At 70.4% G+C, this 21860-nt stretch carries 24 protein-coding genes and 4 tRNA genes; 20 read left to right on the plus strand and 8 right to left on the minus strand.

The window, feature by feature from the left end:
- Positions 1 to 2: 2 nt before the first annotated feature.
- From ACGFW5_RS25165 to ACGFW5_RS25190, 6 genes are all read left to right on the plus strand, one after another.
- Positions 3 to 1577 carry a NuoM family protein gene (locus ACGFW5_RS25165; protein ID WP_393836562.1) on the plus strand — a complete coding sequence of 525 codons (1575 nt, stop codon included), beginning with the start codon at positions 3 to 5 and terminating at the stop codon, positions 1575 to 1577.
- Complete coding sequence (locus ACGFW5_RS25170) at positions 1574 to 3211, plus strand: NADH-quinone oxidoreductase subunit N (protein WP_393836563.1); 1638 nt, start codon at positions 1574 to 1576, stop codon at positions 3209 to 3211. The genes ACGFW5_RS25165 and ACGFW5_RS25170 overlap by 4 nt, the downstream gene beginning before the upstream one ends.
- A 142-nt stretch (positions 3212 to 3353) precedes the next feature.
- Complete coding sequence (locus ACGFW5_RS25175) at positions 3354 to 3812, plus strand: MscL family protein (protein WP_393836564.1); 459 nt, start codon at positions 3354 to 3356, stop codon at positions 3810 to 3812.
- 146 nt (positions 3813 to 3958) lie between these two features.
- Positions 3959 to 4822, plus strand: coding sequence for a zinc metalloprotease HtpX (gene htpX / locus ACGFW5_RS25180; RefSeq protein ID WP_393836565.1), 864 nt, complete (start codon positions 3959 to 3961; stop codon positions 4820 to 4822).
- Positions 4819 to 5211 (plus strand): YccF domain-containing protein, encoded by a 393-nt coding sequence (locus tag ACGFW5_RS25185; RefSeq protein ID WP_393836566.1) that lies wholly within the window; start codon positions 4819 to 4821, stop codon positions 5209 to 5211. Before htpX ends, ACGFW5_RS25185 begins: the two co-directional genes overlap by 4 nt.
- Before the next feature lie 253 nt (positions 5212 to 5464).
- Positions 5465 to 5734, plus strand: a complete 270-nt coding sequence (locus ACGFW5_RS25190) for a GlsB/YeaQ/YmgE family stress response membrane protein (protein ID WP_393836567.1) — start codon at positions 5465 to 5467, stop codon at positions 5732 to 5734.
- Positions 5735 to 5768: 34 nt separating this feature from the next.
- On the opposite strand, the gene ACGFW5_RS25195 is transcribed toward ACGFW5_RS25190, so the two are convergent.
- The 3 genes from ACGFW5_RS25195 to ACGFW5_RS25205 all read right to left on the minus strand — a co-directional run bounded on the left by ACGFW5_RS25195 (position 5769) and on the right by ACGFW5_RS25205 (position 7545).
- Positions 5769 to 6440 (minus strand): alpha-ketoglutarate-dependent dioxygenase AlkB family protein, encoded by a 672-nt coding sequence (locus tag ACGFW5_RS25195; RefSeq protein ID WP_393836568.1) that lies wholly within the window; start codon positions 6438 to 6440, stop codon positions 5769 to 5771.
- Positions 6437 to 6946, minus strand: a complete 510-nt coding sequence (locus ACGFW5_RS25200) for a methylated-DNA--[protein]-cysteine S-methyltransferase (protein ID WP_393836569.1) — start codon at positions 6944 to 6946, stop codon at positions 6437 to 6439. The genes ACGFW5_RS25195 and ACGFW5_RS25200 overlap by 4 nt, the downstream gene beginning before the upstream one ends.
- A gap of 110 nt (positions 6947 to 7056) precedes the next feature.
- Complete coding sequence (locus tag ACGFW5_RS25205; RefSeq protein WP_393836570.1) at positions 7057 to 7545, minus strand: YajQ family cyclic di-GMP-binding protein; 489 nt, start codon at positions 7543 to 7545, stop codon at positions 7057 to 7059.
- A gap of 228 nt (positions 7546 to 7773) precedes the next feature.
- Here ACGFW5_RS25205 and ACGFW5_RS25210 point away from each other — a divergent pair.
- Positions 7774 to 7855: transfer RNA gene (locus ACGFW5_RS25210), tRNA-Tyr, on the plus strand.
- Between the two features lie 83 nt (positions 7856 to 7938).
- Here ACGFW5_RS25210 and ACGFW5_RS25215 read toward each other — a convergent pair.
- Together ACGFW5_RS25215 and ACGFW5_RS25220 are read right to left on the minus strand one after the other, a co-directional pair.
- Positions 7939 to 8595: an SDR family oxidoreductase gene (locus ACGFW5_RS25215; RefSeq protein WP_393836571.1), complete on the minus strand. Its 657-nt coding sequence runs from the start codon at positions 8593 to 8595 to the stop codon at positions 7939 to 7941.
- 72 nt (positions 8596 to 8667) lie between these two features.
- Positions 8668 to 9939 (minus strand): amidohydrolase family protein, encoded by a 1272-nt coding sequence (locus ACGFW5_RS25220; RefSeq protein ID WP_393836572.1) that lies wholly within the window; start codon positions 9937 to 9939, stop codon positions 8668 to 8670.
- A gap of 231 nt (positions 9940 to 10170) precedes the next feature.
- On the opposite strand from ACGFW5_RS25220, the gene ACGFW5_RS25225 reads away from it, so the two are divergent.
- From ACGFW5_RS25225 to ACGFW5_RS25250, 6 genes are all read left to right on the plus strand, one after another.
- A tRNA-Thr gene (locus tag ACGFW5_RS25225) sits at positions 10171 to 10243 on the plus strand.
- 44 nt (positions 10244 to 10287) lie between these two features.
- Positions 10288 to 10360 (plus strand) — tRNA-Met (locus tag ACGFW5_RS25230).
- Between the two features lie 88 nt (positions 10361 to 10448).
- Positions 10449 to 10613, plus strand: a complete 165-nt coding sequence (gene rpmG, locus ACGFW5_RS25235) for a 50S ribosomal protein L33 (RefSeq protein ID WP_003956487.1) — start codon at positions 10449 to 10451, stop codon at positions 10611 to 10613.
- Between the two features lie 116 nt (positions 10614 to 10729).
- Entirely contained in the window at positions 10730 to 11182 is a 453-nt protein-coding gene (locus tag ACGFW5_RS25240; protein ID WP_393836573.1) for a MaoC family dehydratase N-terminal domain-containing protein, read from the plus strand.
- Between the two features lies 1 nt (position 11183).
- Positions 11184 to 11618: a MaoC family dehydratase gene (locus ACGFW5_RS25245; RefSeq protein ID WP_393836574.1), complete on the plus strand. Its 435-nt coding sequence runs from the start codon at positions 11184 to 11186 to the stop codon at positions 11616 to 11618.
- 342 nt (positions 11619 to 11960) lie between these two features.
- Positions 11961 to 13016, plus strand: coding sequence for a UDP-N-acetylmuramate dehydrogenase (locus tag ACGFW5_RS25250; RefSeq protein ID WP_393836575.1), 1056 nt, complete (start codon positions 11961 to 11963; stop codon positions 13014 to 13016).
- A 63-nt stretch (positions 13017 to 13079) separates the two neighbouring features.
- On the opposite strand, the gene ACGFW5_RS25255 is transcribed toward ACGFW5_RS25250, so the two are convergent.
- Positions 13080 to 13712 carry an NAD(P)-dependent oxidoreductase gene (locus ACGFW5_RS25255; RefSeq protein WP_393836576.1) on the minus strand — a complete coding sequence of 211 codons (633 nt, stop codon included), beginning with the start codon at positions 13710 to 13712 and terminating at the stop codon, positions 13080 to 13082.
- Between the two features lie 86 nt (positions 13713 to 13798).
- On the opposite strand from ACGFW5_RS25255, the gene ACGFW5_RS25260 reads away from it, so the two are divergent.
- The gene (locus ACGFW5_RS25260) at positions 13799 to 14422 is read left to right on the plus strand and encodes a TetR/AcrR family transcriptional regulator (RefSeq protein WP_393836577.1); all 624 of its coding nucleotides are present in this window, start codon (positions 13799 to 13801) and stop codon (positions 14420 to 14422) included.
- Between the two features lie 431 nt (positions 14423 to 14853).
- On the opposite strand, the gene ACGFW5_RS25265 is transcribed toward ACGFW5_RS25260, so the two are convergent.
- Entirely contained in the window at positions 14854 to 15873 is a 1020-nt protein-coding gene (locus tag ACGFW5_RS25265) for an adenosine deaminase (RefSeq protein WP_393836578.1), read from the minus strand.
- 131 nt (positions 15874 to 16004) lie between these two features.
- Complete coding sequence (locus tag ACGFW5_RS25270; RefSeq protein ID WP_393836579.1) at positions 16005 to 17243, minus strand: pyridoxal phosphate-dependent aminotransferase; 1239 nt, start codon at positions 17241 to 17243, stop codon at positions 16005 to 16007.
- 294 nt (positions 17244 to 17537) lie between these two features.
- Between ACGFW5_RS25270 and ACGFW5_RS25275 the strand changes: the two genes are divergently transcribed.
- The 6 genes from ACGFW5_RS25275 to ACGFW5_RS25300 all read left to right on the plus strand — a co-directional run bounded on the left by ACGFW5_RS25275 (position 17538) and on the right by ACGFW5_RS25300 (position 21597).
- Positions 17538 to 17610 (plus strand) — tRNA-Trp (locus tag ACGFW5_RS25275).
- 106 nt (positions 17611 to 17716) lie between these two features.
- The gene (secE, locus tag ACGFW5_RS25280; protein ID WP_053731183.1) at positions 17717 to 18013 is read left to right on the plus strand and encodes a preprotein translocase subunit SecE; all 297 of its coding nucleotides are present in this window, start codon (positions 17717 to 17719) and stop codon (positions 18011 to 18013) included.
- A gap of 74 nt (positions 18014 to 18087) precedes the next feature.
- The gene (nusG, locus tag ACGFW5_RS25285) at positions 18088 to 19041 is read left to right on the plus strand and encodes a transcription termination/antitermination protein NusG (RefSeq protein WP_393836580.1); all 954 of its coding nucleotides are present in this window, start codon (positions 18088 to 18090) and stop codon (positions 19039 to 19041) included.
- 180 nt (positions 19042 to 19221) lie between these two features.
- Positions 19222 to 19656, plus strand: a complete 435-nt coding sequence (rplK, locus tag ACGFW5_RS25290; protein WP_267055802.1) for a 50S ribosomal protein L11 — start codon at positions 19222 to 19224, stop codon at positions 19654 to 19656.
- A gap of 115 nt (positions 19657 to 19771) precedes the next feature.
- A complete protein-coding gene (rplA, locus tag ACGFW5_RS25295; RefSeq protein ID WP_393836581.1) occupies positions 19772 to 20494 on the plus strand; it encodes a 50S ribosomal protein L1 in 723 nt (240 codons plus the stop codon).
- Between the two features lie 176 nt (positions 20495 to 20670).
- Positions 20671 to 21597: a hypothetical protein gene (locus tag ACGFW5_RS25300; protein ID WP_393836582.1), complete on the plus strand. Its 927-nt coding sequence runs from the start codon at positions 20671 to 20673 to the stop codon at positions 21595 to 21597.
- Positions 21598 to 21860: the final 263 nt, after the last annotated feature.

The raw sequence follows: 21860 nt of genomic DNA on the forward strand, positions 1-21860 counted from the left end.
CCGTGATCGATATCAGCGAGTCCGTGATGCAGTTCCTTCTGGCGTTCATCGTCGTCGTCCCCCTCATCGGCGCGGTCGCCGCGCTGCTGCCCGCCCCACCCGGCCTGAAGGGCAAAAGCCCGGACCAGGCCGTGCTGCGCCACGGCGTCACCGTCACCGGCGTGATCCTGCTCGCCGCGATCGTCCTCGCGCTCGGCTTCGACCACGGCCACCCCGCCAAGATGCAGGCCACGACGGACGTCCAGTGGATCCCCGCGCTCAACGTCCACATCCACCTCGGCATCGACGGCATCTCGCTCCCCCTGGTCGTCCTGACCGCGCTGCTGACCTTCCTCTGCGCGCTGTACAGCTACTTCAACATGCCTTCGGGCCCGTCCCCGAAGGCGTTCGTCGCGCTCCTGCTCGTCCTGGAAGCCGGCACCCTCGCCACCTTCGCCGTCCTCGACCTCGTGCTGTTCTTCCTCGCGTTCGAGATGGTCCTCATCCCGATGTACTTCCTCATCGCCCGCTGGGGCGGCGCCGAAAGGGCCGCCGCCGCCTGGAAGTTCATCCTCTACACCCTGCTCGGCTCGGTCGTCATGCTGCTCGGCCTGCTCCTGATCGGGGTCAAGGCGGGCACCTTCGACATGGTGGCACTCGCCACTGACAACGGCCGGGGCCTGACCACATCCGTGCAGGTCATCGCCGTTCTGGCGATCGGGATCGGGCTCGCGGTCAAGACCCCGATGTTCCCCCTGCACAGCTGGCTCCCGGACGCCCACACCGCCGCGCCGACCGTCGGCTCGGTGCTGCTCGCGGGCGTGCTCCTGAAGATGGGCACGTACGGGTTCGTGCGCATCGTGCTGCCGATCGCACCGCACGGCATGCACACCTTCGCGCCCTACCTGGCCGCGTTCGCGGTCGCCGGGATCATCTACGGATCGCTGGCCTGCCTCTCCCTCGCCAAGCAGGGCAACAAGGGCGACCTGAAACGGCTCATCGCGTACTCCTCGGTCGGCCACATGGGCTTCGTACTGCTCGGCATCGCCTCGATGACCCCGACGGGCGTCAACGGCGCGCTGTTCGCCAACATCGCCCACGGCCTCATCACGGGCCTGCTGTTCTTCCTGGTCGGCGCCCTGAAGGACCGGTACGGCACCGCCGACCTCGACACCCTGGCCGGCGCCACCGGAGCCGCCCTCTACGGCCGGGCCCCCCGCCTGGGCGGCCTCCTCGCCTTCGCGGCGGTCGCCTCGCTCGGACTGCCCGGACTCGCCGGGTTCTGGGGCGAGATGCTCTCGATGTTCGGCGCGTTCGACCCGGCGCCGGGCCTCAGCCGCCCCGCCTTCCTCACCTTCGTGGCGATCGCCGCGTTCGGCACCCTGCTCACCGCCGCGTACCTGCTGGTCGTCGTGCGCCGGGTCTGCATGGGCGGCAAGCCCGCCGAAGGTCCCGTGCTCGCCGACATCCAGGGCTACGAGTTCGCCGCCTGGAGCCCGCTCGTCGCGCTCACCGTCATCGGCGGGCTCTGGCCCGCGGTCCTCCTCGGCCTCACCGACCCGGCCGTCCAGAAGCTCCTCGCAGGAGGCAAGTCGTGACCCCCGACGTCACCACCGCGGCGGCCGGCACCGCGAGCCTGGTCCAGTCCGTCGACTGGGTCGCGATCGCACCGCCCCTGATCGCCGCGGCCCTCGCTCTTGTCGTGCTGCTCGCCGACCTGTTCCTGCCCCCGGCGCGCAAGCCGCTGCTCGGGTGGATCACCATCGGGGGCCTGGTCGCCGCGCTCGCCTCGCTCACGCCACTGCGCACCGGCAGCCGCTCGACCTTCTGCCTGACCGCCAATCCGGACGCGTGCAGCTACACCGTCGACCAGTTCGCCTTCGTCATCCAGGTGCTGGTGCTCGGTGGCGCGCTCCTGACGGCGCTGCTCTCGATGAAGGACACCGAAGAAGACCTCCCCGCCGGTGAGTTCTGGTTCCTGCTGCTGTCCTCCGCGGCAGGCGCCGCCCTGCTGCCCGCCGCGCGCGACCTGGCCACCCTCGTCGTCGCCCTGGAAGTCGCCTCACTGCCCGCGTTCGCCCTGGTCGGGCTCAAGCGCGGCGACCGGCTCTCCTCCGAGGCGGCCCTGAAGTTCTTCCTGTCGTCGGTCACCGCGACCGCCGTGATGCTGCTCGGCGTCAGCTTCGTGTACGCGGCGACGGGCACCCTGCACCTCACCGAGCTCGCCACCGAACTGGCCACCGTCCCCGGCCAGTTGGGGACCGTCGCCGAGACCGGCGTCGTGCTCACCCTGGTCGGCTTCGCCTTCAAGACGGCCGCGGCGCCCTTCCACTTCTGGGTGCCCGACACCTATGTGGGCGCGCCCCTGCCCATCGCCGCGTACCTCTCCGTCGTCGGCAAGGCGGTGGGCTTCTCCGGGCTCATCCTGGTGACGGTCGTCGCCTTCCCCGCGTACGCCGACGTGTGGGGCCCGGCGCTCGCCGTGTTCGCCGCGCTGACCATGACCCTGGGCAACGCGGCCGCCCTGCGCCAGTCCGCCACCCGCGCCCACAGCGCGGTCCGGCTGCTCGCCTGGTCATCGGTGGGCCAGGCCGGCTACCTCCTGGTGCCGATCGCGGCCGCCGCCTACTCCAGCGACAGCAAGGTCGGCGCCACCGTCGCGTACGCCCTGATGTACGCCGTGGTGAACCTGGGCGCGTTCGCGGTCGCCGTGCTGGTGGCCCGGAGCAAGCCCCTCAACCGCCTCAGCGACTACCGGGGGCTGTACGCCGAGCACCCCCTGGCCGCCCTCGCGCTCGCCTTCTTCCTGCTGTGCCTCGCCGGGCTCCCGCCGGGCATCATCGGCCTGTTCGCCAAGGTCACCGTGTTCTCGGCGGCCGTCGACGCGGGCCTGGGCTGGCTCGCGGTCGTGATGGCGGTCAACGTCGTCGTCGCCCTCTACTACTACCTGCGCTGGACGGCGATCCTGTTCCGGCCTGCGGAGGTGGCAACGACGGCGGAGACAGCGGCGACCGCGGAGACAGCGGCGACCGCGGATCCGGCGGAGGCCGTGGAAGCGGCGGACGAGCGGCCCCCGGCCCAAGCCGCGACCTCGGGCGGGGCCCCGCGTCCCGCCCGCCCGCGCATCCCGGCCCCGCTCGCCGTCGCCATCGGGCTCACCGCGCTCGGCGGGGTCGTTCTGTCCGGTCTGCCCCAACTCGCCCTGCACTTCGCCACGGTGACCCTCTTCTGAGCTTTTGGGCCGCCCGCGGCGAGGGCACGGTTTGCCGCACAGGTGCTTGGGACGGCACTGTCGTACGCGCACATCCGGGACGGGAGCGCACGGTCACGTGCGACGGCGCGGAACCAGACGAGAGACATCAGGGAGCAGAGCGGTGCTGAGCGGGTTCAAGGACTTCATCCTGCGCGGGAACATAGTGACGATGGCGGTCGGTCTGGCCGTCGGGTCGGCCTTCACCGCGGTGGTCACGGGATTCAGTACCGCGTTCATCACCCCACTGATCGGCCTGGCCACCCGCTCGACCGGTGACTACAGCGCGGCGACCTTCACCGCCGAGGGCGTGACGTTCCCGTACGGGAAGTTCATCAGCGCGGCCATCGCCTTCGTGGTCACCGCCGCGGTGCTCTACTTCATTGTCGTCGTGCCCATGATGAAGGTGCAGGCCCGCTTCGACCGGAAGGACAAGCCGGTCGACATCAAGGCCGCGCTGCGCGACTGCCCCCGCTGCTACTCCCAGGTCCCCGGCATCGCGACCCGCTGCTCGCACTGCACCAGCGACCTGGAGCCCGACCCGAGGGCGCTGGAGATGGCCGGGCTGCCCGCCCCGCGCTGACGCGCCCCGGACGGCGTAACGCGCCCTCCAGTGCGCACAAGGGAACCTGCGCCTCCCGCCTGGCGTTGACCAGTACGGGAGAGTCCACTGGACAGTGGAACGACCACCAGCGAAGGCTCCCCACCGCACCATTTGGAGGGCGTACCGTGCACCGCCGGCACAACGGGCTGAAGACCGCTGTCCTCCTCGGAGGACTGTCCGCGCTCATCATCGTCATCGGCAGCTTCTTCGGGCGTACGGGGCTGATCGTCGCGGTCCTCGTGGCGCTGGGCACCAATGCCTACGCGTACTGGAACAGCGACAAGCTGGCGCTGCGGGCCATGCGCGCGCGGCCGGTCAGCGAGTTCGAGGCCCCGGAGCTCTACCGGATGGTCCGCGAGCTCTCCACACAGGCCCGCCAGCCCATGCCCCGGCTGTACATCTCGCCCACCCAGGCGCCGAACGCCTTCGCGACGGGCCGCAACCCGCGCAACGCGGCGGTGTGCTGTACGGACGGGATCCTGGGGATCCTCGACGAGCGTGAGCTGAGGGGCGTGATCGGCCACGAGCTGAGCCATGTCTACAACCGCGACATCCTGATCTCCTCGGTCGCCGGCGCCCTCGCCGCGGTGATCATGTTCCTGGTCAACTTCGCGTTCCTGATCCCGATCGGCCGCTCCGACGACGACGACGGTCCTGGCATCTTCGGCGTGCTGCTGATCATGATCCTGGGCCCGCTCGCGGCGTCCGTGATCCAGCTCGCGATCAGCCGTTCCCGTGAGTACGAGGCCGACGCGTCCGGAGCCCAGCTCACCGGGGACCCGCTGGCCCTCGCCAGTGCGCTGCGCAAGCTCGACGCGGGCACCAAGCAGCTGCCCCTGCCGCCCGAGCCCCGGATCGAGACGGCGAGCCACATGATGATCGCCAACCCCTTCCGTCCAGGTCAGGGAGTGTCCAAACTGTTCTCGACCCACCCGCCCATGGCAGAACGCATCGCCCGACTCGAACAGATGGCAGGTCGCCGCCCGTGAAGACAATCCTGAACGTCATCTGGCTGATTCTGTGCGGCTTCTGGATGTTCCTCGGCTACCTGCTCGCGGGCCTGCTGCTCTGCATCACCATCATCGGGATCCCGTTCGGCCTGGCGGCCTTCCGTATCGGTGTGTACGCCCTCTGGCCGTTCGGCTACACCGTCGTCGACCGGCGCGACGCGGGCGCCGCCTCCTGCGTGGGCAATGTCCTGTGGCTGATCCTTGCGGGCTGGTGGCTGGCGCTCGGCCACGTCGTCACCGGCATCGTCCTGTGCGTCACGATCATCGGCATCCCGCTGGGCATCGCCAACTTCAAGCTGATCCCGGTGTCGCTGCTGCCCCTGGGCAAGGAGATCGTCCGCACGGACCAGCCGTTCGCCGCGCGCTGAGCCTACGGCGGGCGCCGGTCTGGTGAACCGACGTGCTGCGCGGGCCCGCCCGGCATGCGGCGCCCCGCGCCCGGGCGGCGCCGCTCAGGCTCCGCACTCCTGTGTCACGGACCGCCCCCGGACCCCGCATGCAACCCCGCATGCAACCGCGCGTGCCCCCGCCCGCGTCCTCCCGTACGAACACGACAGTTGCGCGGTTACGCAACACGGCAGGTACGCCGCGGCGCGTACGGACGAAAGGCGGGTCTCCGGCATGGACATCCTCAGCTGGATCATTCTCGGCCTGCTCGCGGGAGCCATAGCCAAGATCCTGCTCCCCGGCCGCGACCCCGGCGGCTTCGTCGGGACGGCCGTCATCGGGGTCGCGGGAGCCTTCGTCGGTGGCTGGATATCGGCCCGCTGGCTCGACCGCCCCATCGCCAACCACTTCTACGACGGCGCGACTTGGGCGGCGGCGATCGGCGGCTCGCTCGTCCTGCTGATCATCTACCGCATCCTGTTCGGCAATTCGCGCAGCCGCTGACCACCGGGGCACGGACCACGCCGCCTTGAGCGGATCAGCCGTCGAGCCCCGTCTCGCGCAGGGTGATGTTGAGCCGCCCGCCGGTGAGGCCGGCCGCCGGATCACCGTTGCCGGGCAGCACCTTGGGGACCCCGTGGTACGCGAAACGGGACGGCCCCCCGAAGACGAACAGATCGCCGGAGACCAGCTCCACGTCCGTGTAGGGCCGCCCGCGGTTCTCGGTGTTGCCGAAACGGAAGACGCAGCTGTCGCCGATGCTGATCGAGACGACGGGCGCGTCGGACCGCTCCTCCTTGTCCTGGTGCAGGCCCATCCTGGCGGACCCGTCATAGAAGTTGATGAGCGCGGTGTCGGGGGAGTAGCGCGCCGCCGCCTCCGGATCGCCGTACGCCGCGGCCACCGCGGACCGCCCCAACTCGCCGAGCCAGCCGGGGAACGCGGCGACGGGCCGCCCGTTCACGTCCGCCGCGGTACGCGTGTACCGGTAGGGCTGCCAGTGCCATCCCACGCACACCGTCTGCACGGACATGACACCGCCGCCCGGCAGCCGGGTGTGCCGGATGGGCACGGGCCCGCGCGCCCACTCCCGGCAGGCCGCCACCAGCTCGCGCCGGCCGTCGGGCGAAAGCCAGCCCGGCACATGGACCGCGCCGGGCGCGATCTCGGCGCGGTCGGGCCGTGGCAACCGGAACAGCCCCTCGCTCACGACGACAGCGCACCCTCCAGCCCGAGCAGCGCCTGCTTGCGCTCAAGTCCGCCGGCGTACCCCTTCAGGCTGCCGTCGGAGCCGATCACGCGATGGCAGGGCCGCACCACGAGCAGCGGATTGCGCCCGATCGCGGTGCCGACCGCACGCACCAGCACCGAGGACGCGCCGATCCTGCGGGCGATCTCCCCGTACGAAGTCGTCGTCCCGTACTCGATGGCGTCCAGCTCGGCCCAGACCTGGCGCTGGAAAGCGGTGCCGGGCGCGCCGGCCGCGTACTCGATGTCGAACCGGGTCAGCTCGCCCGCGAAGTACGCCCGCAGCTGGGCGGCGACGGCGGCGAACGCGCCGGGCGCGTGCCGCCACCCGTCCCGCACGACAGCGCCGCCCTTCTGCCCGGGCACGGAGAGCGAGACCAGCGCGGTCCCGCCCGGCGCGGTCGCCGATTCCTCGCCCACGAGCAGCAGCTCACCCAAGGGGCTGTCGAGGGTCGCGTAGACAGTCATCGCACATTCCCTTCTTCCTGTACGACACCGAGTCTGCGACCCCCGACCGCCGGGTGCTGGCGGAAATCGGACACCACGTCCGGACGTCGGGCGAGCGGTGCGAACGCGGGTCAGCGGTAGTTCACGAACTGGATGGCGAAGTCGAAGTCCTTGCCCTTGAGCAGGGTCTGGACGGCCTGGAGGTCGTCGCGGCTCTTCGACGAGACGCGCAGCTCGTCGCCCTGCACCTGCGCCTTGACGCCCTTGGGGCCCTCGTCGCGGATGGCCTTGGCGACCTTCTTGGCGTTGTCCTGGGAGATGCCCTCCTCGATGGAGGCGAAGATCTTGTACTCCTTGCCGGACAGCTGCGGCTCACCCGCGTCCAGCGACTTCAGGGAGATGCCGCGCTTGATCAGCTTGGTCTGGAAGATGTCGAGGATCGCCTTCACGCGCTCCTCGCCGTTCGCCTGCATGAGGATCTTCTCGCCGGACCACGCGATCGAGGCGTCCGTGCCCTTGAAGTCGTAGCGCTGCGAGATCTCCTTGACGGTCTGGTTGAGGGCGTTGTCGACCTCCTGCCGCTCGACCTTGGAGACGATGTCGAAACTGGAGTCGGCCATGTCCTGTGGCTCCTTGGATCGGGGGTGTGTCGGGGTGCGCACGAGCCCTGCGGCCGAACGCGCGGCGACCCGGCCCCACTGCCGAACCACCGCCCCAAAGCCTAGCCATCCCCTGCCCGGCCCAGCGCTGATCAATGGGGTGGCGAAGCACCCCTGAGCATCAGGTATCGTTTACGTCGTTGCCACGGAGCACCGCCTCACAGCGGGAAACCGGCGGCGACATCCCATGGCGGTGTGCCCGAGTGGCCAATGGGAACGGACTGTAAATCCGTCGGCTCTGCCTACCCAGGTTCGAATCCTGGCGCCGCCACACTGGGTGAGACCCCGGGTGACCTGCAAAGGTCACCCGGGGTCTCTTCGTTGCCGGGCCCCGGCGGGACCGGGACGGTCGGCTCAGTTGCCCGCCACGCCCTTCACCGCGACCGCCACCGGCGCCGAACCGGTGATCAGTTCCAGGGTCAGGCCCGCTGTCGCAGGGGTGTCCAGGAGCTCGGCCAGCACGGCGGCCACGTCGTCGCGGGGGATGGGGCCGCGGCCCGTCGACGCGGCCAGCGAGACCAGGCCCTTGCCCGCGTCGTCGGTCAGCGATCCGGGCCGCAGGACCGTCCAGTCCAGGGCCGCCCGGGAGCGTACGGCGTCGTCGGCGGCGCCCTTCGCGCGCAGATAGGCGTCGAAGACGCCGTCACCGGTGTGGGAGGCGTTCGCGCCCATGGACGACACGATGACGTAGCGGCGCACGCCCGCCCGTTCGGCCGCGTCGGCGAACAGGACGGCCGCCGCGCGGTCCACGGTCTCCTTGCGGGCGGCGTCACTGCCGGGGCCCGCGCCCGCCGCGAAGACGACCGCGTCCGCGCCCCGCAGCACCTCGGCGACGGCGTCCACCGTCGCCGATTCCAGGTCGAGGACCACCGGCTCCGCGCCGGCCGCCCGCAGATCGTCCGCCTGCTCGCGCCTGCGGATGATCCCCGCCACCTCGTCGCCGCGCGCGGCGAGCAACCGCTCGAGCCGCAGCGCGATCTGACCATGACCTCCAGCGATGACAATGCGCATGGTCACGACGGTACGCGCAGATGCCGCGGCCCGCTGGCGGAGCGGTGATCCTGCCCCCGGTGTGCCCGGCCGTCAGCCGGGGTCGGTGCGCCCGGACTCCGCGCGGCCCTGGCGGGGGAGGTCGAGTGCGACGGCCGCGGCCGAGTCGCAGTACTCGCGCACCGCGCTCGTGCGGGCCACCACCCGGCCCCGGTGGATGACGATGCGGCTGTAGGCCAGCGACAGGACGCCCGCGATGCGTTCGCCCCGTACGGCGAGCAGTTCGGCGGGGAAGCCCGCCTCCACGCGCACCTCCGGCAGGCCCATCGTCTCGCGGGCCACCGTGCTGACCGCCGCGTACGCGTCCTCCGGGCGCAGGCCGGCCTGGGAGGCGAGCAGGTAGGCGGCCTCCAGGGGGTCGCCGCGGCCGACCGGGTTGGACACGTCGCGCAACGCGCCGCTCCCGGCCGCGATGCGCACCCCGGCGGACCTCAACAGGCGTACGGGCGCGACGGATTGACGATCCGTCATGCCGCAGCCGCCCTGCGGGAGGCAGGTCACCGCGACTCCGGCGGAGGCGAGTTGGCCGGCGGCGCGGGCCGCGGTCTCGCGCGGGAGCCGCGACAGGCCCCCGCACGGTCCGATCACGACGCCGGGGCGCAGCCCGCCGGACATGGCCGCGAGCCGGGCCAGGCGCGCCGGGTCGGCGGCGTCGGTGTGCAGGTCGACCGCGCAGCCGTGCTCGGCGGCGAGTTCGAGCACGGCCTCCGCGTAGCCGGCCGGGTCGGCGTCGAGGTCGGGGCAGCCGCCCACCACGGACGCGCCCATCTTGACCGCGTCACGCAGCATGGCGAGCCCGTCGGCGCCGGCCACCCCGGTGAGCAGGCGCGGCACCGCGACCACCGCGAGCTCGGTGAGGCCGCGCAGGGAACGGCGGGTCTGGAGCACGGCCTCCAGCGGGTCAAGACCGCTCACCTCGTCGATGCGTACGTGCGAGCGCAACGCCGTCGCTCCGTGCCCGAGCTGGAGCAGCGCGGCCTCGGTGGCCCGGCGCTGCACCTCTTCGACCGCGTACGAGACGGGCCCCTCCGCGCTGAACGCGGTCAGGGCGGTGTCGCTGTGGGCGTGCGGCTCGACGGGGGCGGGCAGCAGCAGGAAGCCGTTGAGGTCGACCCGGGAGGCACCGTGCGCGGCGAGGCTGCCCGCGGTGCCCACCGCCTCGATGCGACCGCCCCCGAGCCGCACGTCCACGCTCCGCCCGTCGGGCAGCAGGGCGCCGCACAGCAGCAGCGAGGAGCCTGCGGTCGGGTCGGGGCCTTCGCCGGTGCCGGGGGAGTGGGCCGGCTGCTGGTGGCTGTCGGACATCGCGCTCCTGATCGGGCTCGGGTGATCGGGCTCGGGCGGGCATGATCACGCAGCGTGAGGCGAGCCTAGGGGCGCCCCACCCGCGCATCGAGGAGGAGCGAAATAGTCGTACCGGTGTGGCCCTGAGTGGCCTACGGGACCGGTGGGGCGGGCCCTCGGGAGACCGCTGGTGGGGCGGCACGAAACGGATTTGGGCGATCGGCGAGGGAGCGTGTAATGTCTTCCTCGCTCGCCCCAATAGCTCAGTCGGTAGAGCGTCTCCATGGTAAGGAGAAGGTCTACGGTTCGATTCCGTATTGGGGCTCTGGTGCGGAAGCCCTCACCTTCGGGTGAGGGACTCCGTGTCAAAGCGGTGTAGCTCAGTCGGTAGAGCAAGCGGCTCATAATCGCTGTGTCACCGGTTCAAGTCCGGTCACCGCTACACACAGTAGCCGATTGTGGGGTCGGTCCTTCGATCGGCTACTCTTTCATGCGTTCATCCGTCAACCCGTCCGTCAAGGAGCACTCACGTGGCTGCCACCGACGTCCGCCCGAAGATCACGCTGGCCTGCGTGGAGTGCAAGGAGCGGAACTACATCACCAAGAAGAACCGGCGTAACAACCCGGACCGACTGGAGATGAAGAAGCACTGCCCGCGCTGCAACTCGCACACTGCGCACCGCGAGACCCGCTAATCACGGCGTCTGGCATTCAGGCTCGTTCGAGAGGCCGTTCCCCATACCGGGGAGCGGCCTCTCGGCGTTGATCACACCAACACTCCCGTTCCTCATTCGCAGGAGGTAGCCAGCCGATGGCGCTCGACCAGTCCTTCGTGGGGCGGACCTATCCGCCCACCGACCCGTACGAGGTCGGCCGCGAGAAGATCCGCGAGTTCGCCGTGGCGGTCGGGGACGACAACCCCGCGTACACCGACCCGGAGGTGGCCAAGTCGCTGGGCCACACCGATGTGATCGCGCCGCCGACCTTTGTGTTCGCCATCACGTTCACCGCCGCCGGCCAGGTCATCGAGGACCCGCAGCTGGGCCTGGACTACAGCCGGGTGGTGCACGGCGACCAGAGGTTCGCGTACAGCCGTCCCGTCCGTGCGGGCGACCGGCTCACCGTCACCTCGACCATCGAGGCGATCAAGTCCCTTGCGGGCAACGACATCCTGGACATCCGGGGCGAGGTCCACGACGAGGCGGGCGAACACGTCGTGACCGCCTGGACCAAGCTGGTGTCCCGAGCGGCCGAGGGGGCCTGAGATGACCGCGAAGATCCGTTACGAGGACGTCGAGCCCGGCACCGAGCTGCCGGCCGCGTCCTTCCCCGTGACCCGCGCCACGCTCGTCCGGTACGCGGGCGCGTCCGGCGACTTCAACCCGATCCACTGGAACGAGAAGTTCGCGAAGGAGGTCGGGCTGCCCGACGTCATCGCGCACGGCATGTTCACGATGGCCCAGGCGGTACGCGTGGTCACGGACTGGGTGGGCGACCCGGGAGCGGTCACCGAGTACGGCGTCCGCTTCACCAAGCCGGTCGTGGTCCCGAACGACGACACCGGCGCGCTGATCGAGGTCAGCGCCAAGGTGGCGGCGAAGCTGGACGACGAGGCGCGCACGGTCCGGGTGGACCTCATCGCGATGAGCGCGGGCCAGAAGGTCCTCGGCATGTCGCGTGCCGTAGTGCGACTGGCCTGAGAACGGCGCTCCGGCACCCGTGTGAGCCGGTACGACGCATGGCGACGGCGGGCGGACGTGATGCGGTCGGGTGGGGACGCGGCGGGGTGCCCCCGCAAGGAGGAGCGCCGATACCGGGCGCCCTCTCGGTGGGCACAACCGCGCGACGTATGAGGAAGTACCCCGCCGCGTTCACGCCCCCCACCCCGCAACGACGCGCTCCGTGCCGCCGAAGCCGCAGCCCCGGCCCGCCGCATCTGCCCGCACGGCCGCCCGCAGGGCGGCGCCCCCCGAAACGGGCCCGCACCCGACCGCGGCCGACCCGCGCCCCCGGCCCCGCCCCACCCCCGTACGCTGGACCCCGTGCAGGAACTCCACGACGCCCCCCTCGCCCCCCTGACCACCCTCCGCCTCGGCGGCCCGGCGGACCGCCTGGTGACGGCCACCACCGACGCCGAGGTCATCGACGCCGTCCGTGAGGCCGACGCCGCCGGTACGCCGCTGCTCGTCATCGGCGGCGGCAGCAATCTGCTCATCGGGGACAAGGGCTTCGCGGGAACCGCCCTGCGCATCGCCACCCGCGGCTTCGACCTCGACGGCACCCGCCTCGAACTCGCCGCCGGTGAAGTGTGGAGCGACGCCGTGGCCCGCAGCGTCGAGGCGGGCCTCGCCGGCATCGAGTGCCTTGCCGGCATTCCGGGCTCCGCGGGCGCGACCCCGATCCAGAACGTCGGGGCGTACGGCCAGGAAGTCTCCAGCACCATCACGCACGTCGTCGCCTACGACCGCCGTGACCGCACCACCGTCACCCTCACCAACGCCGAGTGCGACTTCTCGTACCGCCACAGCCGCTTCAAGCGCCACCCCGACCGCTACGTCGTCCTGCGCGTCGTGTTCGGTCTTGAGGACGCCGGGGGCCTCTCCGCACCCGTCAAGTACGCCGAGACCGCCCGCACCCTCGGCGTCGAGCCCGGTGAGCGCGTGCCCGCCGCGACCGCCCGCGAGACCGTCCTGAAGCTGCGCGCCGGTAAAGGCATGGTGCTGGACCCCGAGGACCACGACACCTGGTCGGCCGGCTCGTTCTTCACCAACCCGGTCCTGCCCGACGAGGCGTACGCGGCTTTCCTCGCCCGCGCCCAGGAGCGGCTGGGAGCCGACGTGGCTCCCCCCGCGTGGCCCGCGGGCGAGGGGCACACCAAGACGTCCGCCGCCTGGCTGATCGACAAGGCGGGCTTCTGCAAGGGGTACGGAAGCGGCCCGGCGCGCATCTCCTCGAAGCACACCCTCGCGCTCACGAACCGCGGCGGCGCCACCACCGAGGACCTGCTGGCGCTCGCCCGTGAGGTGGTCGCGGGCGTCGAGCGGGCCTTCGGGGTGACGCTGGTCAACGAGCCGGTGGCTGTCGGCGTGGAGATCTGACGGGCCCGAAGGGAAGCGCCCCGTGACGCTCCCGTTCGCCCGCTCCCACCACCCACGCCCCGCTCAGTACGCCACTCCCACCCCCTGCTTGACCGTGGCCGGATCGTCGACGCACGCCAGCATCGCGTGGGCCACATCCGCCCGGGCGATGGTCCGCCCGGCCCTGGGATTGCCGCCGACGACCCGGCGGTAGGTCCCGGTGAGCGGCTTGTCGGTCAGTTTGGGCGGCCGTACGGACGTCCAGTCCGTGGCGCCGGCCGCCAACTCGGCCTCCATGGCCCGCAGATCGACGTACACGTCCTTCAGGATCGCGCTGATCATGGACCGCATGCCCCGGTCGAGCAGCCCGTCGCCGGGTGCCTCGGGCCCGACCGGCGCCGCGCTCACCACGACGATCCGCCGGGTCCCCTCGGCCTCCATCGCGGTGAGCACCGACCGGGTGAGCGGGGTCGTGATCCCGGCGTCCGATCGCTTGCGGGCGCCCAGCCCCGACAGCACCGCGTGCCGCCCGGCGACCGCCTCGCGCAGCGCCCCGGGGTCGGTCAGGTCGGCCCGGAAGACGCTGAGCCCCGCGCCGGTCACGGCGAACCGCGCCGGGTCGCGCACCACGGCCGTGACCTCGTGCCCCGAAGCGAGGGCCTGTTGGACGATTTCCTGTCCGATGCCGCCCGTGGCACCGAAAACCGTGAGCCTCATGCTGCGCCCTCCTGGGGTGGGTAAGTATTCACTCACCCCTAGAGTGGGTACGTACTCACCCACGCGTCAAGCCTTTTGGAGCACACATGCAGGTGCCGTCGCGGTCGCCGTCGCCCTCGCCGCCGCCCGCCCGCGTCCGCATCGTCGACGCCGCGCATCGGCTGATGCACACCATCGGGCTCGCCCGCGCCACGACGAAGGAGATCGCCAAGGCGGCGGGGTGTTCGGAGGCGGCGCTCTACAAGCACTTCGCCAGCAAGGAGGACCTGTTCGTGACGGTCCTCAAGGAGCGGCTGCCCAAGCTGGGGCCGCTGGTCGAGCGGCTTGCGGCGGAGCCGGGGGAGCGCTCGGTCGAGGAGAACCTGACGGAGATCGCCCGCCAGGCGGCGTTGTTCTACGCGGAGAGCTTCCCGATCGCGGCGTCGCTGTACGCGGACCCCCAGCTCAAGCGCCGCCACGACGAGGCCCTGCGGGAACTGGGGTCCGGCCCGCATGTGCCGATCGAGGGGGTGGACGCGTATCTCCGTGCGGAGCAGCGAGCGGGGCGGGTCGGGGCGGACGCGGACACGTACGCGGGCGCGTGTCTGCTGCTCGGCGCGTGCGCTCAGCGGGCGTTCGCGTACGACATGACGCCGGGCGGGGTGCCGCCGCAGGGGCTGGACGATTTCGCGCGGGCCGTCGCGCGGACGGTCCTGCGGGGGGTCGCGTAGCGGCCGGCCCCCAGCGTCCGCGCCGTTCCTCGCGCCCCTTGGCGGTACTGGTGCCGGGCGGCATGCGCATCCCCTGGGCGCCCCCGCCTTCGCCTGCGGGTTGTGTCCGGGTCTCGCGCAGTTCCCCGCGCCCCTTGGTGGGACTGGTGCTGGGCGGCATGCGCATCCCCTGGGCGCCCCCGCCTTCGCCTGCGGGTTGTGTCCGGGTCTCGCGCAGTTCCCCTCGCCCCTGACTATGCGATGCAGGGTGGCGTGCGCATCTTCAGCCCGTCCGGCGTTTGAGGACGAGCGCCCTTAAGGCGCGTAGGGGTCTGGGGCGGAGCCCCAGTGACCCCGCCGCATTCGGGTGCGGACCGTGCTGGGGCACTCGCGCAGTTCCCCGCGCCCCTGTAGGGCACCCGGCGCGGACAGCCCCGGTTGCCGTGGCGCGGTCAAGGGGTTAGCCACCGGTCCACCCCCGCCAGAAGCCCCTCCCGCACCCCCGCCGGCGCAGCCGACGCGCGGATGGACTGGCGGGCCAGTTCGGCCAGTTCGGGGTCGGTGAAGCCGTGGTCGTGGCGGGCGATCTCGTACTGGGCCGCCAGGCGCGAGCCGAACAGGAGGGGGTCGTCCGCCCCCAGGGCCATCGGGACCCCGGCGTCGTACAGCACCCGCAGCGGCACGTCCTGCGGCTTCTCGTAGACGCCGAGCGCGACGTTGGACGCGGGGCAGACCTCGCAGGTGATGCCCTTCTCGGCGAGGCGGCGCAGGAGGCGGGGGTCCTCCGCCGCCCGCACCCCGTGCCCGACCCGCTGCGCGTGCAGGTCGTCGAGGCAGTCGCGTACGGAGGACGGGCCGGACAGCTCGCCTCCGTGCGGCGCCGCGAGCAGACCGCCCTCGCGGGCGATCGCGAAGGCGCGGTCGAAGTCCCGCGCCATGCCCCGGCGTTCGTCGTTGGAGAGGCCGAAGCCGACGACCCCGCGATCGGCGTAGCGCACCGCGAGCCGGGCCAGGGTGCGCGCGTCGAGGGGGTGCTTCATGCGGTTCGCCGCGACCACGACGCGCATGCCGAGCCCGGTCTCGCGCGACGCCGAGTCGACCGCGTCCAGGATGATCTCAAGGGCCGGGATGAGCCCGCCCAGCAGCGGGGCGTACGAGGTCGGGTCGACCTGGATCTCCAGCCAGCCGGAGCCGTCCTTGACGTCCTCCTCGGCGGCCTCGCGCACCAGGCGCTGGATGTCCTCGGGGGCCCGCAGACACGACCGGGCCGTGTCGTAGAGGCGCTGGAAGCGGAACCAGCCGCGCTCGTCGGTGGCCCGCAGCTTCGGCGGCTCCGCGCCGGTCAGCGCGTCGGGCAGCCGTACGCCGTACTTGTCGGCGAGCTCCAGCAGGGTCGAGGGCCGCATGGACCCGGTGAAGTGCAGATGCAGATGGGCCTTCGGCAGTGCAGAGACATCACGTACGTGCTCCATCCCAAGATCCTGCCGCACGCCCCCGCCACACCGGTAGGGCTTTCCCTGAAGGTGGTCCCGCTCGTACACAGAAACGGAACAGGGCCACCTACCAGAAAGTGGAGGTGACCCTGCCGCGAGCGGATCGGAACTCAGTCCCTGGCCTCCGCCAGCAGCTTCTGGATCCGCGAGACACCCTCGACCAGGTCCTCGTCGCCGAGCGCGTACGAGAGCCGCAGGTAGCCCGGGGTGCCGAAGGCCTCGCCCGGGACGACCGCGACCTCGGTCTCGTCCAGGATGAGCGCGGCGAGCTCCGTGGAGGTCGCCGGGCGCTTGCCGCGGATCTCCTTGCCGAGCAGGCCCTTGACCGACGGGTAGGCGTAGAACGCGCCCTCGGGCGTCGGGCAGACCACGCCCTCGATCTCGCTCAGCATGCGCACCATGGTCTGGCGGCGCCGGTCGAAGGACTCCCGCATCGTCGCGACCGCGTCCAGGTTGCCGGAGACGGCGGCCAGCGCGGCGATCTGCGCGACGTTGGACACGTTGGACGTGGCGTGCGACTGGAGGTTGGTCGCGGCCTTCACGACGTCCTTCGGGCCGATGATCCACCCCACCCGCCAGCCGGTCATCGCGAAGGTCTTGGCGACACCGTTGACCACGATGCACTTGTCGCGCAGCTCGGGCACGATCGCGGGCAGCGAGGTGAACGCGGCGCTGCCGTACACCAGGTGCTCGTAGATCTCGTCCGTCATCACCCACAGGCCGTGCTCGACGGCCCAGCGCCCGATCGCCTCGGCGTCGGCCTCGCTGTAGACGGCGCCCGTCGGGTTGGACGGCGAGACGAACAGGACGACCTTCGTACGCTCGGTGCGGGCCGCCTCCAGCTGCTCCACCGAGACCCGGTAGCCGGTCGTCTCGTCGGCCACGACGTCCACCGGGACACCGCCCGCGAGCCGGATCGACTCGGGGTAGGTGGTCCAGTACGGCGCCGGGACGATGACCTCGTCGCCCGGGTCGAGGATCGCGGCGAAGGCCTCGTAGATCGCCTGCTTGCCGCCGTTGGTCACCAGGACCTGGGAGGCGTCGACCTCGTACCCGGAGTCGCGCAGCGTCTTGGCGGCGATCGCGGCCTTCAGCTCGGGCAGGCCCCCCGCCGGCGTGTAGCGGTGGTACTTCGGGTTACGGCAGGCCTCGACGGCGGCCTCGACGATGTAGTCGGGCGTCGGGAAGTCGGGCTCGCCCGCGCCGAAGCCGATCACCGGACGCCCGGCGGCCTTGAGGGCCTTGGCCTTGGCGTCGACGGCGAGGGTCGCGGACTCGGAGATGGCGCCGATGCGCGCGGAGACCCGGCGCTCGGTGGGGGAGGAGGACGAGGGAGTTGCAGCGCTCATGCGGGCCATGCTCCCAGACCCCCCGCGGCCGGAGCACCCGCGTTTCACGGACCGGTCAGCGTGTGGACAGGCGTCCGAGCCGCCTTCGAAACCATGGTGGGGCAGCGGCGGGGCAGCCGTGGAGCGGCGGTGTTGCGGCGTTGGCGGGGAGGCGGGCCGTGAGGGGGCGGCCGGGGGTGACCGGGGGTGTCCGGGGGGAAGCTGTTCGACGCCGGGCCGCCGACCACGTACACTCACTGCCTGTTGGCCCTCACCGACCACACCACCACATGCGGTAGGTTGGGGGAACCACAAAGGGTCGTAGCTCAATTGGTAGAGCACTGGTCTCCAAAACCAGCGGTTGGGGGTTCAAGTCCCTCCGGCCCTGCTACACACACCTTCGCCAGGGTGTGTGCGCATGTACGTACTTCAATGCACCGCCGTGCGGCTCCACCGGGCGCGGCACGGCCATGACCCGGAATCAGGTGAGAAGCGTGACGGACGCCGTGGGCTCCATCGACATGCCTGATGCCCAGGACGAGGCAGCGGAGTCCAAGGATTCGAAGAAGAAGGCCCGCAAGGGCGGTAAGCGCGGAAAGAAGGGCCCTCTGGGCCGTCTCGCGCTCTTCTACCGGCAGGTCGTCGCCGAACTCCGTAAAGTTGTCTGGCCGACACGCAGCCAGCTGACGACGTACACCTCCGTGGTGATCGTGTTCGTCGTCATCATGATTGGCATCGTGACGTTGATTGACTCCGGCTTCTCGCAGGTAGTCAAGTACGTCTTCGGCTGATCCGCGAAGGGCGCCCCTTTTGGCGCCCCTTTCGCATGTTCCACCCCATCTGTAGCCAGGAAGAAGCAGCCACCGTGTCTGACCCGAACCTGAACGACGCCTCCGAGTCGGTCGAGTCCGTCGAGGACGAGCTCGACATCATCGAGGCGGCCGACGAGGACGAGGCCGAGGCTGCCGACGCCGCTGCGGGCGAGGCGGCCGAAGAGGCTGCCCTGCACGTCGAGTCCGACGACGCCGAGGCCGAAGAGCCCGAGGCCGCCGAGGCGAGCGACACCGCCGACGACGAGGCTTCCGACGAGGACGCCGCCGCCGAGACCGACGAGGAGTCCACCGACTCCGACGAGCCCACCGACTCCGACGAGGACGCGGCGTCCGACGAGGCCGAGGAGCCGGCGGAGCCCGCCGCCCCGGTCGACCCGGTCGAGGCCCTGCGCCAGGAGCTCCGCTTCCTGCCCGGCGAGTGGTACGTCATCCACACGTACGCCGGTTACGAGAAGCGCGTCAAGGCCAACCTCGAACAGCGTGCCGTCTCGCTGAACGTCGAGGAGTTCATCTACCAGGCCGAGGTCCCCGAAGAGGAGATCGTCCAGATCAAGAACGGCGAGCGCAAGAACGTCCGGCAGAACAAGCTGCCCGGTTACGTTCTCGTCCGCATGGATCTGACGAACGAGTCGTGGGGCGTCGTCCGCAACACCCCCGGTGTCACCGGCTTCGTGGGCAACGCCTACGACCCGTACCCGCTGACGCTGGACGAGATCGTCAAGATGCTCGCCCCCGAGGCCGAGGAGAAGGCCGCCCGCGAGGCAGCCGAGGCCGAGGGCAAGCCGGCGCCGCAGCGCAAGGTCGAGGTCCAGGTGCTCGACTTCGAGGTGGGCGACTCGGTCACCGTCACCGACGGCCCGTTCGCGACGCTTCAGGCGACCATCAACGAGATCAACGCCGACTCGAAGAAGGTCAAGGGTCTCGTCGAGATCTTCGGTCGCGAGACCCCGGTCGAGCTCAGCTTCGACCAGATCCAGAAGAACTAGGGCCGCACGGCCGACCACTTCTGGAACCAGCACTTCCGAGCAGGTCAGAGAGGCTGTCACAGCCCCTCTGACCTGCTCGGTTTTTAGCCGCGCAGCTATACCCGTTATCGTTGTGCGGTATGCCTCCATCCGGTTGATCGGATGAAGGCGGTTCACTCTCACTAGGACCCGGAGAGAGCAATGCCTCCCAAGAAGAAGAAGGTCACGGGGCTTATCAAGCTCCAGATCAACGCCGGTGCGGCGAACCCGGCTCCGCCGGTCGGTCCCGCGCTGGGCCAGCACGGCGTCAACATCATGGAGTTCTGCAAGGCCTACAACGCCGCGACCGAGTCGCAGCGTGGCTGGGTGATCCCGGTGGAGATCACGGTCTACGAAGACCGCTCCTTCACCTTCATCACCAAGACGCCGCCGGCCGCGAAGATGATCCTCAAGGCCGCTGGTGTCGAGAAGGGCTCCGGCGAGCCCCACAAGACCAAGGTCGCCAAGATCACGCAGGCCCAGGTTCGCGAGATCGCCACGACGAAGCTGGCCGACCTGAACGCCAACGACCTCGACGCCGCGTCGAAGATCATCGCTGGCACCGCCCGTTCCATGGGCATCACGGTCGAGGGCTGATCTCAGCTCACCCCCGTTTGACCTCCAGTGGTAGGGCCAAGCGCTGGCCCGCACCACGACTCCATGCCTGCCACGCGGCGTCAGCCGCATGGTGTTACTCCATACAGGAGCAGAAGTGAAGCGCAGCAAGACTCTCCGCGCTGCGGACGCCAAGATCGACGCGGACAAGCTGTACGCGCCGCTCGAAGCGGTCCGTCTCGCCAAGGAGACCTCCACGACCAAGTTCGACGGCACCGTCGAGGTCGCCTTCCGCCTGGGTGTCGACCCGCGCAAGGCCGACCAGATGGTCCGTGGCACCGTGAACCTCCCGCACGGCACCGGTAAGACCGCCCGGGTCCTGGTCTTCGCGACCGGCGACCGTGCCGAGGCCGCGCTTGCCGCGGGCGCCGACATCGTCGGCTCCGACGAGCTCATCGACGAGGTTGCGAAGGGCCGTCTGGACTTCGACGCCGTCGTCTCCACCCCGGACCTCATGGGCAAGGTCGGCCGCCTCGGCCGCGTGCTCGGTCCCCGTGGTCTGATGCCGAACCCGAAGACCGGCACGGTCACCCCCGACGTCGCCAAGGCGGTCGAGGAGATCAAGGGCGGCAAGATCGAGTTCCGCGTCGACAAGCACTCGAACCTGCACTTCATCATCGGCAAGGTGTCCTTCGACGACACCAAGCTGGTGGAGAACTACGGTGCGGCCCTGGACGAGATCCTTCGTCTGAAGCCGTCCGCCGCCAAGGGCCGGTACATCAAGAAGGCGACCATCACCACCACGATGGGCCCCGGTATCACCCTGGACCAGAACCGCACCCGCAACCTCCTCGTCGAGGAGGACCCGGCCGCCGTCTGATCCCCCGGATCACCGGCAGTCGCGGGTTCGCGTACGGAGACGTACGCCGCGTACCGAGACCGGCCCCCGCACCTCGTCAGAGGCGCGGGGGCCGGTTTTTTGTGGTCGGCCTGTCAGCGTCCTGAGCTACGGTTGTGAAGATCTCGTCGTAGTTGAGTCAATGGGGTGGGGACAACATGAGCAGGTCGGTCAAGCGCGCCGGTATATCCCTGGCAGCGGTCGCGGTACTGGTGGCGGGGGCCTCCGCGTGTCAGAGCGGAGGGGATTCCAAGAAGGGCGCCCAGGAGCCGAGCCCGAAGGCGGCTCGCACGGCGCTCCAGGCGGCTTACAAGAAGACCTCGGCGGCCAAGTCGGCCAGGTTCACCATGAAGATGTCGATCCCGAGTGGGACCCAGGTCGCTCCGGGTGTCGTCGGCGGCGACATGGAAATGTCCGGCGTCCAGTCCTGGGACCCGGCCGCGATGGACATGACTATGGGCGGTCCGGCCCTCACCCAGACCGAACCAGGCCTCCTGAACAAGATCCATGTGGTCCAGCTGGACAACGTCATGTACATGGACATGGGCGCCGCGGTGGCCAAGGAGATGGACGGCAAGCACTGGATGAAGATGGACCTCGGCGCCATGGCCGCAGCCGGGGGCGCCACCCAGGGTGCCACCACGACGCTGGCCGGGGGCGCCCAGAAGCAGGACCCGGCCCAGCAGCTCGCGCTCCTGACGAGCTCGCCGAACGTGAAGCACCTCGGTACCGAGCAGATCGACGGCGCCCCTGCCGAGCACTACAAGGGCACCCTCAGCATCGACGAGATGGCCGCCGGCAACCAGACGCTCGACGGCATGTCCGCCCAGGACCGCCAGAAGTTGATCGACACCGCGAAGAAGGGCGGTATCACGGGCTACGACACCGAGCTCTGGATCAACAAGGACGGCTACCCGGTCCAGACGAACGTCGGCATCGACGTCCCGATGGGCAGGATGACCATGAAGGCGCACTACTCGGACTATGGCGCCAAGGTCGCGGTCAGTGCTCCGTCGGAGAACGAGATGTTCGACTTCGCCGACATGATGAAGGGCGCCGGCGCAGGCGCAGGCAAGAGCGCCTGACAGGGCTTCACCAGGTCCGTACGAGCGGATTTGCTTGACACGGACGCCGTACCGTACGCTTCACCAGAAGCCAAAGACCGCTGGTCGTTGCCGTGCCTTCATTCGAGGGGGCGGTGGCCGAAGGATCCGCTCAATGCGGACGACCCGCGCAGGTGACCGTGGAAAGTTCCCAGGATTCATTCTGGTTGAGCTACGCCCCGTGCGCCTGCGCCGGGGCGTTTCGTATTGTTCAGCCCCTTCTGAGCGGTCCTCATCACCCGGAA

Source organism: Streptomyces sp. NPDC048416 (assembly GCF_043200435.1).
Taxonomy (GTDB): Bacteria; Actinomycetota; Actinomycetes; order Streptomycetales; family Streptomycetaceae; genus Streptomyces.

Coding starts and splice junctions, on each gene's coding strand:
- ACGFW5_RS25300 (WP_393836582.1), top strand. CDS start 20,671: ATGAGCAGGTCGGTCAAGCGCGCCGGTATATCCCTGGCAGCGGTCGCG.
- ACGFW5_RS25220 (WP_393836572.1), bottom strand. CDS start 9,939: ATGTCCGACAGCCACCAGCAGCCGGCCCACTCCCCCGGCACCGGCGAA.
- ACGFW5_RS25240 (WP_393836573.1), top strand. CDS start 10,730: ATGGCGCTCGACCAGTCCTTCGTGGGGCGGACCTATCCGCCCACCGAC.
- ACGFW5_RS25200 (WP_393836569.1), bottom strand. CDS start 6,946: ATGACTGTCTACGCGACCCTCGACAGCCCCTTGGGTGAGCTGCTGCTC.
- ACGFW5_RS25265 (WP_393836578.1), bottom strand. CDS start 15,873: ATGGAGCACGTACGTGATGTCTCTGCACTGCCGAAGGCCCATCTGCAT.
- ACGFW5_RS25190 (WP_393836567.1), top strand. CDS start 5,465: ATGGACATCCTCAGCTGGATCATTCTCGGCCTGCTCGCGGGAGCCATA.
- ACGFW5_RS25260 (WP_393836577.1), top strand. CDS start 13,799: ATGCAGGTGCCGTCGCGGTCGCCGTCGCCCTCGCCGCCGCCCGCCCGC.
- ACGFW5_RS25205 (WP_393836570.1), bottom strand. CDS start 7,545: ATGGCCGACTCCAGTTTCGACATCGTCTCCAAGGTCGAGCGGCAGGAG.
- ACGFW5_RS25270 (WP_393836579.1), bottom strand. CDS start 17,243: ATGAGCGCTGCAACTCCCTCGTCCTCCTCCCCCACCGAGCGCCGGGTC.
- ACGFW5_RS25245 (WP_393836574.1), top strand. CDS start 11,184: ATGACCGCGAAGATCCGTTACGAGGACGTCGAGCCCGGCACCGAGCTG.
- ACGFW5_RS25255 (WP_393836576.1), bottom strand. CDS start 13,712: ATGAGGCTCACGGTTTTCGGTGCCACGGGCGGCATCGGACAGGAAATC.
- rplK (WP_267055802.1), top strand. CDS start 19,222: ATGCCTCCCAAGAAGAAGAAGGTCACGGGGCTTATCAAGCTCCAGATC.
- ACGFW5_RS25215 (WP_393836571.1), bottom strand. CDS start 8,595: ATGCGCATTGTCATCGCTGGAGGTCATGGTCAGATCGCGCTGCGGCTC.